The sequence below is a fragment of the Thiocapsa sp. C2-2m genome (assembly GCF_041903745.1).
Taxonomy (GTDB): Bacteria; Pseudomonadota; Gammaproteobacteria; order Chromatiales; family Chromatiaceae; genus Thiocapsa; species Thiocapsa roseilacustris.
Window position 1 is genome coordinate 28,415 of record NZ_JBBWVD010000013.1, and the last position, 16,797, is coordinate 45,211.

General features: G+C 56.5%; 9 protein-coding genes. 4 read left to right on the top strand and 5 right to left on the bottom strand.

Going from position 1 to position 16,797, the window contains the following annotated elements; translation table 11 throughout:
• Positions 1-412: 412 nt before the first annotated feature.
• A complete protein-coding gene (locus AADX97_RS11670) occupies positions 413-754 on the top strand; it encodes a hypothetical protein (RefSeq protein ID WP_374233653.1) in 342 nt (113 codons plus the stop codon).
• On the opposite strand, the gene AADX97_RS11675 is transcribed toward AADX97_RS11670, so the two are convergent.
• From AADX97_RS11675 to AADX97_RS11695, 5 genes are all read right to left on the bottom strand, one after another.
• On the bottom strand, positions 714-7,484 hold the full coding sequence (locus AADX97_RS11675) for a rhamnan synthesis F family protein (protein ID WP_374238566.1): 6,771 nt from the start codon (positions 7,482-7,484) through the stop codon (positions 714-716). The genes AADX97_RS11670 and AADX97_RS11675 overlap by 41 nt on opposite strands.
• A gap of 279 nt (positions 7,485-7,763) precedes the next feature.
• Positions 7,764-8,648 (bottom strand): sulfotransferase, encoded by an 885-nt coding sequence (locus tag AADX97_RS11680; protein ID WP_374233650.1) that lies wholly within the window; start codon positions 8,646-8,648, stop codon positions 7,764-7,766.
• 22 nt (positions 8,649-8,670) lie between these two features.
• The gene (locus AADX97_RS11685; protein ID WP_374233649.1) at positions 8,671-9,582 is read right to left on the bottom strand and encodes a glycosyltransferase family A protein; all 912 of its coding nucleotides are present in this window, start codon (positions 9,580-9,582) and stop codon (positions 8,671-8,673) included.
• 48 nt (positions 9,583-9,630) lie between these two features.
• The gene (locus AADX97_RS11690; protein ID WP_374233648.1) at positions 9,631-11,001 is read right to left on the bottom strand and encodes a methyltransferase domain-containing protein; all 1,371 of its coding nucleotides are present in this window, start codon (positions 10,999-11,001) and stop codon (positions 9,631-9,633) included.
• Between the two features lie 210 nt (positions 11,002-11,211).
• Complete coding sequence (locus AADX97_RS11695; RefSeq protein ID WP_374233647.1) at positions 11,212-12,861, bottom strand: hypothetical protein; 1,650 nt, start codon at positions 12,859-12,861, stop codon at positions 11,212-11,214.
• A gap of 755 nt (positions 12,862-13,616) precedes the next feature.
• Here AADX97_RS11695 and AADX97_RS11700 point away from each other — a divergent pair.
• From AADX97_RS11700 to AADX97_RS11710, 3 genes are all read left to right on the top strand, one after another.
• Positions 13,617-14,648, top strand: coding sequence for a sulfotransferase (locus AADX97_RS11700; RefSeq protein ID WP_374233646.1), 1,032 nt, complete (start codon positions 13,617-13,619; stop codon positions 14,646-14,648).
• Positions 14,645-15,931 (top strand): glycosyltransferase, encoded by a 1,287-nt coding sequence (locus tag AADX97_RS11705; RefSeq protein WP_374233645.1) that lies wholly within the window; start codon positions 14,645-14,647, stop codon positions 15,929-15,931. Before AADX97_RS11700 ends, AADX97_RS11705 begins: the two co-directional genes overlap by 4 nt.
• A gap of 77 nt (positions 15,932-16,008) precedes the next feature.
• Positions 16,009-16,797 carry a methyltransferase domain-containing protein gene (locus AADX97_RS11710; RefSeq protein ID WP_374233644.1) on the top strand — a complete coding sequence of 263 codons (789 nt, stop codon included), beginning with the start codon at positions 16,009-16,011 and terminating at the stop codon, positions 16,795-16,797.

The window sequence follows — 16,797 nt, forward strand, 5'->3', positions numbered from 1 at the left end:
TCGAGGTGATCACTTCGGATTGGCTAGCGGAAATGGTTTCCCGGGCGTGTCGATCCGAGACCGGCGAGGTTGGCGCCATGATCTATCCTCCGGATGGTAGCATCCAGCACGCTGGCGTCATTCTGGGCTAGCGCGGAATCGCGACACATGGGTTCGCGGGCATGCCGAGGGGTTAAAGTAGGTCACGGCGGTCGAACCCGCGTGGTACAAAACTTTTCTGCTGTTACAGGCGCTTGTTTAGCCGAATACCGGAAACCCTCATACCAACGGCGTAGGTTGTGCCGAGCCGCGCGAGGCACAACAAACCGTCGGCGCAGGTTGTGCTTCCTATCGTCAGCACAACCTACGGGTATGGAAGTTTGCGGAAATCACCTTAGTCGTCCGGAGGACCGTCTACGAACAGGTCGGCGGCTTGGACGAACAACTCGCCGTTGACTACAACAACATCGATTCTTGTCTGCGTGTGCATGAAGCCGATTACGTCGACCTGTGGTCGCCCTTTGCCGAGCTGTGCCATCATGAATCGGCATCGCGGGGTACTGAGGATTCGCCCGATAAGATCGAACGATTCCGAGCAGAGGAGATCCTGATGGAAGTGCGCCCGGGAGGCCTCCTGCGTAAGGATCCGACCTACAATCCAAACCTGAGTCTAATGGATTTTTATTTCGCTATAGCCTTTCCAACATGGATCCAATCGGCTACGTCGAGGCTGATCAGCTCCCCGCGGTCGATGTCGAACTCGATTGCACCATGAGATCATACACACGCTTAGCGACCACCTCGGGTCCCTGGACCGCCGGTAGTTGATCCGAGATCGAATGATCAAATTGGCTTTCCAGGGCGGCGAGGGTGGTGACAGAGAAAGAGAGTAGATCTGCCTCACTAAAGATCGTCACGGGATCCTCGAATTCATCCTCCTCCTCGAGCGCGAAGCCGAGGTGGCTTTGGATATAACTTAGGCCATCGCGGTTCTTCTCGATGAGCGGCGCGATGAGCGAAGGATCTAGAACCAGCTTACTGCCTCCGAGTGGAGCGACTCTGGAAATCAAATGATCACGAAGCTGATGATGATCGGGGGTCACGGCGCCGTATTTATTGAAGATATAGATCAATTGCAGGGCTTCCAGCGATAGGGATCGATTACTTCTTTCTGGGGCTAGGTTGAATTCAAATTCGATTCCAAACGTTTGACAAAAATCTTCGACGACATCGCGTTTGAAGAGTCGGCTCGGCACATAGGGCTTCAATAGGACGTTTTCGCGGGAGAATACCTGCTCGAAGGTTTCGAATCGCACGTATTTGGGGTCGCAGTCATCGAAACTGAACCGATTTTTGCCGTGCTTGATAATTTCGCAAAAAGCGCTCGTGATATAACTGTGTGGCGGACGAACGTAGATCATGATCTGTATTCGCTCGAAATGCTTACCGAGGAATGACTTGACTCGGATCAGTTCTTCATGGTTTAAAAAGCCGATTTCCTCCCCTGAAATGATTTCAGTGACACCTGGGGCGATGGCAGAAAAGCTATTTAAGAGACGATTTAGTACTTGGTCGTTATAGCTTTCAATTTGCTCAGGAGTACGCCCGAGTAAACGATGAGGAAGCAAGCACTTTGGGTCGCTGATAAAGACGCTCGAAACGGGAATACTGTGATTAGCTTCGTGGAGATCGGAATAGTGAAATCGAGGGTCCTTCAGCCCTCGGAAAAGCGCGTTCTGAATGCTAGAAGTTCCTGTTTTATGCATGCCGACATGTAAGATACATAATTCTTTTTTCTTGGCGGAGGTTTGTCTCGATGTCGTTGTTGCATTGCCCTCGTCGGCTCCCTCATTGATGCGGGAAAGGGTTTCGAGTAGGGCCCCCTTGAATCGAATAGGATCACAATCATCGCGAATCTTTACGAGTGCGCCGTCTCTTAGTGTCGACCAGAGGCCAGATTCCCCGTGGAGACGATGGCAAGCCTCGGCGAAGTGCCGCGCGGTATCCGCGACTAGCAAATGTGACCCTGATGACCATAAGAGTTGTTGCGCGAGAATCGTGGTGGCGACGATTGGCACGCCGTTAGCCGCCGCCTCGTGGATCTTCATCGGTACGCCCGCCGCGTAGCGAGTTGGCGCTATGAATACGCGAGCCGTAGCGTAAAGCGGACGCAAATCATGTACGCGACCGAGAAAACGAACACGTGGATGATTGATGGTCGCGAGGCTAGGTGCTGAGCAACGTCCCGCGACTGTGAGTGAGATCGTATTTTTCGATGCTTGGTCTAGAATTGGCATGACATCCTGCACGAACCAGAGCAGTGAGTCGACATTCGGGGAATCGTCTTCATCTAATGCGCCAACAAAGAGTAAGCCCCAGCGCTCTTCGAATGATGGCTCAGTTGGCATGGGCGTTATGGCATGTCCGAGCACTCGCACATCCCGCTTTCCCGATGCGCGGAACCGGTCGGCGTCGATCTCATTAACTGTCAGAACAGTCCGAGCGAATCGAGCCAAAGCCAATTCGGCATCGACGAGATGCTGCTCGTGCTCGACATCCATTGGTCGACCGAGTAACGAGCAGCGCATCGCGTCGCGCGCGGCGAAAATTGCCTCGGCATCGTAAATTAGCGCAATTTCCTTGAGTCGATCGGATTCCGCTCGAACGGCATCGAGGAAAACTCGCATGTTGTGGGGGCGACTGACCAGAATGACATCGTAATATCCGATACGACTCGATAGGAAATCGACCAGACCGTCCGCGCCAGTTCCCACTGAAAATTCGATTGAATTTGGGAAACTGTGATAGGTTTCCTCGTAACATACATCTGGGTAAACCAGCGGATAGAATGTCACGAACCATCCGGAGCTCGCGATCGTTTCAAGAATATGCGCTGCTCTCGGGTAACCCGCTCCAAGAGACGCAAAAGGTACGCGATCGTCGACGATGAGCAAGCGGCCTTGTCGATTTGGACGCATGCGTGCGGCGAGTGCGCCTACCTTTGGCTCGAGATGAGAGGATTGTAGTGCCTCGAAGTGACGTTCTACAAAGACAGCGCGATTCCTGGACTGTAGAACCAATGCATCCTTCGATGATTTGGAACTGCCGAACTCGAAATGAGTCACTACGATTCTCGGATCATAGGCCACTCGATATCCCATTTCTCGTACACGCATGCAAAGGTCGGTTTCCTCGTAATAGGCTGGCGCGAATCTCGTGTCGAGGCGACCAAGTCTCTCGAATAGCTCACGACGGATCATCAAGAATGCCGCGGAGCAATAATCGACATCTCGCTCGAACTGAAATTCAGCTTCGCCGGGATCACGTCCTCGTCCGTAACCAAGACAACTGCCATCGCGCCAGATAATGCTCCCCGCTTCTTGTAGACGACCGTCGAGCAAAACGAGCTTGCCGCCGACGGCGCCGAGGTCTGACTCGGCATCGAGACGCCGGCATGCAGCCGAGATCGAACCAGGCTTCAAGCGTGTATCGTTGTTCAGCAGCAGAATGTAGGAACCACGGGCGTGCGCCGCTGCTGCATTCACACCTTTCAAAAAGTGTAGATTTTCCTTGCCGCGAATGACCCGAGGACCTTGCAGGCGATCGAGCAACTCACCCGTAAAATCGGTCGAGCGGTTATCGAGGATGATGATCTCGCAGGGTACATCGAGCGCATGTTGCAGGTTTTTCAAACAATGGAAGGTGAGCTCCCCCTGATTGAAAAGTACGAGCAGTATGCTGACCTTGGGGGCGCTGAAGGTGGGGAACCATAAACGTTCATCCCGAGCGAGAAAAATTTCGATATCCTTGCGACATTGCGAGCGGAAGTCCTGCTTGATCCGTTCGAGCCCATAGTCAGCAGTCATTGCATCGATATCGGCGGGTCTCGGGCGGATACCTGGAAGCAGCAATGCTGGCATCTGATCGCTGACGATGCGCCCGAGACCGAACACGGAATCAATCCTAGACGGGCTTTCGGGCGGCCGAAGATTGCCCTCGAGTCCGACGCGGACCCAGCGATAACCGGCTTTTTCGCAGGCATAGAAGTAGAGACGCTCGATGACATGAGCGAGTGTCGAATCGGTCTGTCCCTGCTCGACCGGAAAATCATCGAAACTAAGGCCCATATGCAAGAGTGGTTGCAAGGCGGCTGTGCGTGCCCAAAACATCGAGCCAGCAGGGAAATCGAGAGGGCTATCGATTGCTAAGTCGACACCCATGCGCTGGGCCATGTCGCGAGCCAACTCGAAATTGCTCTCCCAAGTCATGTAGCGGCGAACGAACGGATGTGTTCGAGGCGCGATCATGCCGAGCTTTGGCAGGCGAACAAAGGCGCTCAGGATACTCTGCACAGCCGCGGTCGAGCCCAACAATGACGTGAGTATGAGTCGACGCCAATTCGCTAAGGCTTCATTATGAGTTGATTTTTTGGTGTGAAGATGCAGGACGAGATCATGATGTTCGTAAATGTCACTCAAGCCGATCAATTTCGGTGCGATATCTCGTCCCCGATTCGGATAGACTCTGACTTCGGCATGTTGTTGACAAGGTGTTTGAGCGAGTGTGAGATGAATCGCACTCGCTTTTTGCTCTGTGTCGGTGGTCAGGAAGAGATTAAATGGAATGTCGATATTGTCGAGAGCATCCAGGAGTTCAGGCAATAGCTCAAGATGGAATGCGTGGAGACAGACTGCGAGTCGGAGTCCAGATAGATCCTGATTCTCTTGGTAGTTGAATGGAATAATCGTGACAGGCTCTCGGTATGAGGGCGAGTTCGTGTGAACGAACGATGCCTTGGGTGACCGACCTTCTTTGATTCCGTGCAACATGTAATGTGCGAGTGGATTGATGCCCTTTCGGGCGACATCAGGATTATGGCTCAAATACCAGCCGCTATCGAATCGGGGGCTCGGATCTCGACCTTCTTGAGCGCCGTACAGGATGTAATGTGCGAGCGGATTTTGGCCGGTCATGGCGACATCAGGATACTGGGTTAAGTACCAAGTGGTATCGAACAATGGATTGGGATTACGACCGGAGGGGGCTCCGTGCGCGAGATAATGGGCGAGCGGATTGAGCCCAACCGCAGCGACATCGGGATACCGGGTCAAGTACCAAGCAGAATCGAACAATGGATTGGGATTACAACCGGCGGTGGCACCGTGCGCAAGATAATGGGCGAGCGGATTGAACCCAGCCGCGGCGACATCGGGATACCGGGTCAAGTACCAAGCGGAATCGAACAATGGATTGGGATTACGACCGGCGGTGGCACCGTACGCGAGATAATGGGCGAGCGGATTGAGTCCAGCCGCTGCGACATCGGGGTACCGGGTCAAGTACCAAGCGGAATCGAACAATGGATTGGGATTTCGTCCGGCGGTGGCGCCGTGCGCAAGATAATGGGCGAGCGGATTGAGCCCAGCCGCAGCGACATCGGGGTACCGGGTCAAGTACCAAGCGGAATCGAACAATGGATTGGGATTTCGTCCGGAGGTGGCGCCGTGCGCGAGATAATGGGCGAGCGGATTGAGCCCAGCTGCAGCGACATCGGGATACCGGGTAAAGTACCAGTCGGTATCGAACAGTGGGTTGGGATTATGACCGGCGGTAGTGCCATGATTGAGATAATGGGAGAGCGGATTGAGCCCAACCGCGGCGACATCGGGATACCGGGCCAAGTACCAAGCGGAATCGAACAGTGGGTTGGGGTCAAAGCCGGTGGTTGCACCCTGCTCGATATAATGAAAGAGCGGATTCATCCCGCTAGACTCGATCTCCGGGTATCGACTGAGATACCAATGCATATCAAAAAGTGGATTTGGGTCGCGCTGCTCTTTCCAACCCGCGACCATCCAGTGAAGGACGCAGTTGTTTCCATGCAATACGATGTCTGCATTCTGTTCGACATACCAATCACGATCGAACAGCCCACTGATCAAGAGCTGCGTTGCTTCACGGCGAATGCGTAACCGCTGCGATAACCCCAAGCTTAAGGTCCACCGTATGAGCTTGAGCGGTGCGAGGAAACCTCTAATTAGTCTCGGCGACCGTCTTTCGATCGCAAGGAATGGTCGAGTGAACTGCCATGCCGCTGTCGTCTGGATGAGGTCGAGTCGATGTAGTGCTCGATTTCTGGTGATCTTTTGCTCTTGAAGCGTTTTCTGCGCGGTATCCAGTCGTGCATCAAGCTTGGCAATGGCGTGCTTGAGCTCGCCGATGCGGGTCTCGCGCGCGGTGCTTTGGGTTTGCTGGTCGGCCAGGGCGTGCTCGAGCTCGCCGATGCGGGTCTCGCGCGCGGTGCTTTGGGTTTGCTGGTCGGCCAGGGCGTGCTCGAGTTCGCCGATGCGGGTCGCGCGCGCGGTGCTTTGGGTTTGCTGGTCGGCCAGGGCGTGCTCGAGCTCGCCGATGCGGGTCGCGCGCGCGGTGCTTTGGGTTTGCTGGTCGGCCAGGGCGTGCTCGAGCTCGCCGATGCGGGTCTCGCGCGCGGTGCTTTGGGTTTGCTGGTCGGCCAGGGCGTGCTCGAGCTCGCCGATGCGGGTCTCGCGCGCGGCGAGCACGTCAATTTTGTCGGCAAGGTTGTCCGCTGTCTGCCGAAGGGTTTTTTCATCGAGTCGCAGGATGGCTCCGAGTGCGTCGCTGGCTCGATCGAATTCCTTGCGCGTGCGATCGAGTCGGGGCAAAGGCTCGATCGAAATCGGGTCCGATTCCAAGATTCGCAGTGCAGCGTAGGTCTCTTTGACCCAAGGCGCCAATGCCGGATGTCTGGCGACCTTCTCGGCGTCGAGCGCGTGATGGCGGTGACGCGCCTCAAGGAACTCGTCGATCTCGATGGCCGATGTCGCCGAGTAGCGGGGCCAAGCAAGGCCGATTCGATCTCCTAATGACGTCATGACGCCACGCCAATCATCGAGCAAGTCGTCGTAGCTCAAGAAGGCCCGAGCCAATCCACGAGAATCATGCTCGGCATCGAGCGCATGACGGAGCCAAAGGATGGATGAGAGCGAAGGGCTGAAACCATTGCGTTTTTTGAGCGACGCGGCCACCTCGAGCGGATTGCGAATCGGTATGATGCACTTGGTCTCGGTCTGGAATGTCTCAAGGACGTCCAGCCAAAAGGGTAGCAAGCGGCAGATACGCGGATCTTTGAGAACGAAGAGCGATGATCTGTCGAAATCCTGCTCCAAAATCCTAAGTGCCCTACTCTTGAATGCGAGCGGCGTGGGGGACGCGAACCAGTCGGAATTGAACCGGCGCCAGTCGTCCCAGCTTGAGCCAGCGCTTTCAAGGATCTCGTCGTTGAGTCGATAGATGTCAATCGACTCCCAAAATCCGGCCTCGTTGTCGTCGTCCGGGGGCATGAGGTTGGAGGGTAAATCCCCCCCCAGCCGGTTGACCACGCGTGTCAAAGCTGAGGTTCCGCTACGATGCATCCCGAGCACGAGGATCGCAACGCGTCGCGGACCCGTTGCTGGCCCGAGCAACGCCATGCTGGTGGGAGACATGTCGACTCGGGCCGGCGATTGAGTCTGGTTCACGCGATTTGTATCTCCATGGGCATTGACGCCAGTCGGGGATGAGTCGTGTCTGGGGCGTTGATCATCGTTTCGCCCAAAACCCTAGTCAAGGAAAATGCATCACATGGCATGGCGTTGCAAATCATAATGTTACGGCAGGAGGTCGCCCGACTATCCCGCAAGTGGACGAAACGATGATCAAGGCCGTCGCGCGGGAGTAGTTTGGAAAAGCCGAATGAAATTCTGTTCGAAGTATCTGACTGTGTCTCAGTTTGGCTCAACATCATAGCCCAATGCTGCAACAAAGGCTACATCGCTCGAATCGAAAAGATCCATCTTATGTGACTTGAATCGATTAATCGACAATGGGGGAGCTACTCGATCCAATAATCTTGAATAGTCTCCCGGTGGAACCGAGTCCCCCAAGAACTCCAGCAATCTGTGCAACTCGTAAATTGGCTCAGCACAGAAGCGTTCGTATTTGATCAGGAGAAAATCTCCACCCATATCGTTTCCGACGGCGAGAGCCCGCTCGTTTACTAGTCGCCAGAACTTAAGAGAAGAACCGGGCGTAATTTCAACATCCTGCCCCATTAAGACGGGCCCCCATAAGCGAAGCTGATTCTGGTTTTTGCTGTGGGCCATATCTAAACCGTTGCGCATAACATGAATATACTTCAATCCGGGGAGGATCCTGCGTAGACGCGCGATAAAAAAATGGGTATTGGGCTCTTTCCAACCCCAGTTCTGACCGGCATCGGCGCCGATTCCGTTCACGAGGGAAGTTGCTCGATTTTGAGCCCATTGCAGTGGAAATTCCGGCAGTCTGTCCTCGAGGGCCAGAGATTCGATGATCTCAGCAGAGGACGGATCGATTGTCTTCTTGCCTGTCATTCGCTCACGAAAAATCCGCACGAGCTTCGTGAACTCATCGTCCGGAACGGTAAAGATCTTTGGACGTTTGAAGAGCAGGGTAAACCAGAGGTTATCGAGAGACTCATTGAGGTCTCCGCCCATGAAGTAGCCAATATCCATCATCAGCCTAGCGATCAGACGCGTTCCACTTCCCCCGAGCCCACCAACAGCGACCGGCGCAGGCGCCGATTGATTACAACGACCGATGACGCACGTACCCACTGCCTGACTATTCACGGACGCTCTCACTTCACGATAATCATTCAATCCGATGTTTCAATAACGCCTGCTCAAGAGACCAAGCAAGTTTCGGTAGAACCGGGACAGGGATCCTGCCTACATACAGGGGAGTAATAACGGGTGCTCGATATGGTTCGGCGCGAATCTGCCGATATTCCTCGTCGAAAACTGAAAACATGGGGCGATCCGCGTTGGTCGCAACACCGCCATGAAGCTGATGAAAGGTTCCTTCGCCAAGTAAGATGATGACTTGGCTCCTCTCGGCCATGCAGGCGCGTCGCCAGATATCGAGATTGGCGAGCCCCCCTCCCGGCATCTGAAAGCGCTCGTCGTATCCACCCAGCTCTTGCCATTGGGCACGAGTAAGAAAGAGCGCATTGCTTTCCCCCAGCGGCGCGAACCAGCCATGTGCCGATGAACCACCGAAAGACGAGATCTCAAATAGCCGATAGGCGTCCGTGGTCCAGTCGACCGAGGCCAGTAGGGCATCCTCTCGCTCTTGATTATATCCGGCCTTGATGGAAAGGCGCTGAATGTCAGGTCCTAAATGGAGATTCACGGTGCCGATCACCGGCCGCGGATGAATTCGGGCGGCACGCATCGCCCCACTTAGAATGCCGGGGGAGGCAAGCCGTGCCCCATCAATCCAAACGCCGATCAAATCCCCTTTCGCCAACCCGAGTCCCTGATTGATTGCGGCAACAGGAGATGCTTGAGCATCTCGTATGGTGTGAATCCGCAGGTTCGGATACCACTCCCTGCAGGCTGCGGCCTCGACAGGCAATCGTGAGCCGTTGTCGACCAAGATGAGCTCATAGTCGGAGGGATCGATCCCCCTCTGGATATCCATAGACAGAGAGCGGATCGTCCTTGGGATCTCGCGCGCCATGTTGTGCGCAATGATCACGATTGAGAGTGCAGGTTTCGACACGGGACCACCAATAACGCATTACGATGAGTACACAGGTGATGCCGGCAGTCATCTGCGATCGCGGATCAGCGTTTGCAGCTCGGCGGTCACATCGACGCGGCGCGCCATCTTATCCCGGAGCTCGCGGAGCTTGCAAAGAAGCTGGGCAACGATCGGGGCGCATGGATCGAGCGCGCCGTCTCGCGCGATGACTGCCGCAGGCAGCGTCTCCGGTTGACGTTTGACGTAGCGATTGACGATTGGATTGTAGCGGTCCCAGAGGGTGCGGTTGGATGCGTCCAGGCCCGCGATGAGCAGCAAGCCGGTGGGGCTTGTATCCAGGGACAGCAGGAGCAGGTCGGGGCGTTCTTCGGCGAGACAGGCGTGCAGCTTCCAGACATCGCCGGTCCACACGCGCGTGCACCGTTCCCGAGTTGCCTGATCCGGGTGATTCGGGAAGATGTCATCGACGATGACAAGAGAGGATGACTTTGACCATCGCTCAACATTCATGAAATCGCGGAGTGCGTACTCGAACAGATGCATGCCATCGATGAAGCTCAAATCGGGCGGAGTGGTAAGCGCTTCGCCGGCCTTAAACTCGAAGAACTCATCACTCGTAGCCTGAATAATGGTGGTCGCTGCATGCAGCGGTTGTTCAACATCCGGAGCACAGTCCACCCCTACAGCCGGCCCATGGGCCAACGCCAAACTATCGCCATGACGTACGCCGATTTCCAAGTAGAGCTCAGGCTTCAGGATCTCGTGGGCTTGGGCCAGTATGGCTCGATAGTGCACCTGGCCGGCGGTGACTTCCGCATTCGGCGAGCCGGAAGGTGGGAATCCGTGAGGGACTGAATTCGACGATGGCAGCCCGGAGCGGATTTGCATTTTGGTGCCCTTGAGCGCTTCATCGACGAACGGCTGAAGTGGTGTCTTCCGGAAGACACCGACGAGATCCTGCCAAGGTCCCCGTTCGTCGCGCCACAGTGCTTCCAGGCGACAGTCAGCGTGCCGCGCGAGGGCAGCAAAGGCATCCGGGAAGAATCGGTAACAATCCACTGGATAACGATGAATCGGACCTGAGGATGGCGCAATCAAAAAGAGAAAGCCATCCGGTTTCATCAGACGAACCATTTCTTTGAAGGCCAACCAAAAGTATTCGCAATGCTCCAGCATCTGGCCGCTGAGAACGATATCGACACTCTCATCGGGAAGTGGGATTTGGTAGGGATCCTCAAGCAAGATATCCACCCCTTCGGCAGCAAGATCCGCGGTTAGGTATCGAAAAACGGGATGAGAGAAGATCGGGCGATAATTTCCGTTGATGTCGGCGCCACCGATATCAAGAACCAAGACATCACTGCGCTGCTCTAGTCCGGCCGGCACAACGTAGCGGTCGTAGCACTTGCGCATGTTTTCAAGGGACGTCGGATGCATTGCGCCATTCACCGCGATGTTTAGGATTGTTTTCGGGGCACAGCGTTCAGGCGAACCGGTGGCGGGGCGCCGGTTTACTCCCTTCGACACGAGCGGATAAGGCTCCGATATGTCATTGGGATGCGCATTTGCTATGTAAAAAGGCGCCCGAAGGCGCCTTTCGTTATCGATGAGGATTGCCGACTACCTACAGCCGGGCCCCGACATCAATTAATTACCATTCGGCACATCATCAAAGATCGCTCTTAGCTCCCCGGTGTTGCGGTTCAGCTCACGAAGGGATCCGTTGTTGATCGTCGGATCATCGGTCGAGCGCAGAAGGAACAGCAAACCTGCCGTTGCCGCACCGTCACGAACATTTGTCGCGTGTGTGGGAATAATCCTATTGGACACCCAGTTGAAATACACCTCAGCCCAACCACGGTTACCCGGTATGGTACCTGTTTGATTGAACTCGAGAATCACGCGTTGGGCGGCCGTTTGCAACAGTGAAGGCTGGATAACTTGACCAGGCTCCGCGAAGGTATACACAGTGGTTTCATTACAGAAGTCGAACAGGTCAGCGTTGGACGGCGAGAATAAGGTGTCGCGCCTTTCTTCCGTATTGAACACGGTACCAATGTCTTCTCCGGGTGCGGAGATGATGCAGTTATCGTCGCCGTTGAAACCGAAGGGCGTGGGTGTTGTGCACTTCGGACGCTCACCAACCACCCTGTTTCCGACGTTGACGAATTCCCAGTCCTGAATCGGGCTGCAATCCTGGTCGATATAGACGTACTTCGTCGGGAACGTGGTGATCCAGTCAAAGCCCACGTTGTTTGTCGGATTGTTGGACCAGTCTCCTTGCAACGACACTGATGCTGTCAAGAGACCATCCATGCGCGCGACGGTGTTGTTGCGACCAATCGGTTCCTGACCCGGGAGATCCCGCGAAACCCAGTTGATGTCACCGAGATGCGGATGATTTTCTTCCTTTGTGTCCCAGGTGTACAGCGAGGAGCATCCGTCGGTGCCTTGGTTGACGCCGTTGTTGACGAGCGTGCAAAGCTGCGGGCTCTGGGCCGCCAGGAATCCGCGATTGAAGGTATTTCTGACATGGATCGCATCTTCTCCGGCCTCGATTCCGCCGCCTGGGATCGTGATCACATGAGCGCCGACCAATGCGTTTTCGACATCCTGGCGGGCCAGGAGGCCAATATCCCCGCCTATCGGTCTGCCTTCGAGCCTGATCGCATTGACATTGGCGCGCGTTCTGAATGCCTCCAAGGCGACATTACACGCCAACGGAATTCCGTCGTCGTTGTGCCTGACAACAACATCCAGATCGACATTCGCTCTGTCCTGAAGACCCTGGAGGTTGATCATCCCGATCACTTCGACGTGACCGACAGCCAGATCCGCATCAACAATTTTTCTACCGGCTTCTACCGCCGGCATAAGAAGTCTCTTAGTCTGATTTGGCGTATTCAAGACGCCGGTGACACAACTGTTATCATTCCAACTGACTACTGGGCGGCCTTGGTTTACAGCCGGGTCGGCGGAGATGAAGAAGTCGAACTTATCGTTTGGCGACAGGAATACGATGAAATCCAGCACATCGAACGAGTATTTCTGCTCGCGGAAACGAACCTTAGCCGCGATCGTCTGCTCGGACGAGGTGTTGGTCAAAGAATAGCTCGTCGTTGCTCCGTTGACCGTGGTGTAGAAGGGGTAAATCACCGAGTCACCGGCCCCAGGAACAGCGATTGAGTTGGTGTTGAGATCGACCGAGAAACCGTAGCTGGTGGCCGGGACGATCGCGGAAACTCCGAGAACGACCCCGAGCGCGACGCTCAAGCGTGTTTTACGAACAGCATTCATTTGCATTCTCCTGCGTTGTTGATCAAGGTTGGTTTCACATGGCTCACAGTTCAGAATCCTAACAAGCAGGTCACTAAGCACGATACGACCCGGCAATGTTCAAGGCACGGGTAACAAAGCTATCTTGAGGAGCATGATCGACCTAAAGTCCGATGTTAGGCCATTTTAGCGCCCGAGCCAAGCACAACACGTTAACCCTCTGTACCTTAATTCGGTCAGATTATCTGCAGATAGTAACCGGTTTTTGCGCAGTCGATTTCGATGGACTGCGGACTGGGCGTTGTTTATTTACCAATAGAGCGAACAACCGTTCCTCATGTACAACGTAGCAGACCAACAGTGTGGCGTCAACGACGAAAGCACAAAAAAGCAAATCACGCTCCGGCAGCGCCGAGCCGAGGGTTATCGGTGCTGACGGGTGGGCGACGAAGCACGGACAAAACGCTTCCTTCACCGTCGCGACGGCACGCCGCGTTGATCGATGACTACCGCATTAAGGTGCCGTTCGACTCAAAATCGAAACATGTCCGCCCTGTCACGCAACCGAATGCTGCCGACAAAGCCCGCTCCCAAGAGTATCATCCAAGGGAGGGAGGATTCGCGGCCTGGTCGTGTCCCGATCAGAATCGCCGATGTCAGCATCGCTCATGCAACGGGTCTTCGCTGCGTTTCGGCGGAACTGCTCGGAACACTACCCACGATCGATGCCTGCCGACCCATCGCCCCATCGCGTTGAAGTCTTCAGAGGAGTCGACATGCCGGACACCCCTGCCGAACCGAAACCATCCGTGGCCGCTTCGCTATGCGATCGCAGCCGATGCCTGGACACTGACAACCTCGGGGGGCTCGGCGAGCTCAAAGGCGCCCCGGTCTTCATCCTGGGACATCATCGGTCCGGGACGACCCTGCTCTACGAGCTGCTCGAGCGCACAAAGTCGCTCAATATCATCACGGCCTATCATGCCGTGTGCTACGACTGTCTGCTGACGCACGCGCAGCGGGGTGAGTCCGATGCCTACAAGCAGAGGCTGAACGACTACCTCGCCGAGCACCGCCTGCAGACGCGACTGATCGACAACGTGAAGATCGACGCGGACATGCCCGAGGAGTACGGCATGATCTTATACAAGAGAAGCGGATCCTTCTCGATCACCCGCAAGAACGTGCCGCTGCTGCGCGAGCTGTGCCGGAAGGTCCAACGCATCGGGGATCCAAGCAAGCCTGTGCTGCTCAAGAATCCTTGGGACTACGACCGTTTTCCGCTGATTCACGAGTTGCTGCCGAATGCGAAGCTGGTCTTTATCCACCGCGATCCTTTGAATGTCCTCAACTCTCAGATCAAGGCGTTGCAGAAGAATTGGACAGCCGACCCGAATCCCTACATCGGGATCCTGTTCGACAGCTACGCACGGGCTCAACGCAATCCGCTGATCAAGACCTTCATGCGCTGGGCGACAAATCCCGATTCCAAGGCCCAGCTCGTGCGGCGCTTCCTGACACGCAAATACATTCGCATGGAAACCTTCTTCCGCCGGCAAATCGGCGCCTTGCCGCCCGAGAGCCATCTCAGCGTCCGTTACGAGGAGCTGTGCGCGGACCCCAACGCGGTCGTGGATCGCATCATGGCCTTCATCGGTGTGGAGGCGGAATTGACCTGCGACTATGCGTCTTTCGTGAATCCTCGCGAGGTTCGGTTGCTCCCCGGGATCGAACGGAACCGAGAAGCCCTACTCAAGAAGCTCGCGACCGTGTCGCAGATTCCCGTATCCGGATCGAGCGTCTCATGAAAATCAGTGTCTTGACCTTCGGCTCACGCGGCGACGTGCAACCCTATGCGGCACTTGCAAAGGGCTTTCACGACGCTGGCCATGAGGTGTGCCTAGCCTGCGACGCCTACTTCGAGACCTTCGTGAAGGAGCAAGGGCTGGCGTTTTGCCAAGCCGGCGATTATGTCCGCGAGATGCACGACGTCATACGCGAGCATCTGAAGATGCCCGCCATCCTTCAGCCCTTGAGCTTCACGCGTTGGGTGGGCTCCAAGCTGCCTGCGATCCTCGAAGGATCGCTCGCCGCCTGCGAGGGCGCGGACGTGATCCTGACATCGCCTGCGGCGATCGGCAGTCTGCATATCGCGGAGAAGCTCGAGATCCCCTGCATCTACTCTGTGGTGGGTCCGCCGCTGACGCCGTCGATCGACTCGCCCAGCGGCTATGTCCCAGGCTTTCGGTACCTGCCGAAATTCCTGTACCGCGGCAGCTATACCCTCACCGAGCAGGCACTGTGGCAGCCCTTCCGCAAGGCGATCAATCATTGGCGCTCGGAGACCCTCGGGTTACCGCCGCTCGCGCTTGCAGGGCCGTTTGCGCGGATGCGCGCATCCAAATCGCCGGTGCTGTACGGGTTTAGCCCGCAGGTTATTCCGCGCGACCCGATCTGGCACGAGAATATCCATATCACCGGGAATTGGTTTCTCCAAACCGATCCGGGTTGGTCCCCACCGCCGGACCTCGCGGATTTCCTCGCGGCCGGCCCGCCCCCCGTCTATATCGGATTCGGGAGCATGGTCAGCGACGACGCAGCACGCTACGGCGAGATGGCCGTCTCTGCCCTGCTGAGGACCGGACAGCGGGGTGTGCTCGCCCGCGGATGGGGCGGGCTCGACCCGGCGAGCTTGCCCGAGACGATCCACGCCATCGAGGCCGCACCCCATGATTGGCTGTTCCCCAAGATGGCTGCCTTAATCCATCACGGTGGAGCCGGAACCACCGGTGTCGGGCTGCATGCCGGCGTCCCGGCCACTGTGATACCCTTCTGGACGGAACAGTTCTTCTGGGGATCTCGGCTGCGGCAGTTGGGCATCGGCCCGGCGCCGATCCCGCATCGTGCCATGACGGCCGATAAGCTGGCCACGGCCATCGACACCATGCTCAATGATTCGGAGATGCGCCGGAGGGCGTACACGCTGGGTCAGCGAATGCGTTCGGAGGATGGACCTCGGCGCGCCGTCGAGATCGTAGAGCAATTCGTGGATCGGGCGGATCCTGTCGCCGATCGACCACATCATCTTTGAGCGAGACATCGTCAGTGAATCAGTCGACACCCAACCAAGGTCGCGGAGCGTCTTTGCGCTGTCCGAGTTGCAAGCAGGTGGGCGGATTCACACTGCCGCCGGCTCGGGCCGGTGCCGAAGCAAACCAGCCTCCGACATGCCGTTTCTGCGGTCATCGACTCGCATGGCACGAACGTGCCATCGCGGATGTCCTGCCTCCCGATGAGGACCGAAGCGATCGGCCCTTCACTCAAAAGGTGATGGAGACGAATCTGTTCGCGCTGATGTACGAGACGCCGGTGTGGCGTCCGTTGCACACGCTGGTGGGCTCGGGCATGTTCATCGGGCGTTGGGTGGAGCGCCTGCTCGATCTTTCCGAGACCGCCGAGCCGAAGCGCGCAATCCTGGATTTGGCGTGTGGGACCGGCCATTATGCCCGCGCCCTCGGCTTGCGTGATCCGGAGGCGGAAGTCTACGGTCTCGATCTGTCGTTGAGCATGCTGCGGCAAGGCGCCCGGATCCATGCCAAGCGCGAATTCCGGCCCGAGCGCCTTGTTTGGGTGCGCGGCGACATGATGGAGCTGCCGTTCGGCGATGCCAGCATGGACCAGATCAACTGCTGCGGTGCCTTGCATCTCTTCCCGGATTTGGTTCCTGTCTGGAAGGAGATCGCCCGAGTGCTGAAGCCGGGCGGCATTCTGACCGGAGAGGCGGTCTGCGTAAATCCGCTGGTCGCGCCGCTGCAGCGACGGCTGATGCGCCGAAAAAAGGCGACCTTCTTCGAGGAAGCCTGGTTGCGCGACGCGCTCGCCGCGGTTGGCCTGTTCGATCTCCACTACGAGCGTCATCGCGTCCTCGCGATGTTCCGGGCGACGCGGCGAGACTGA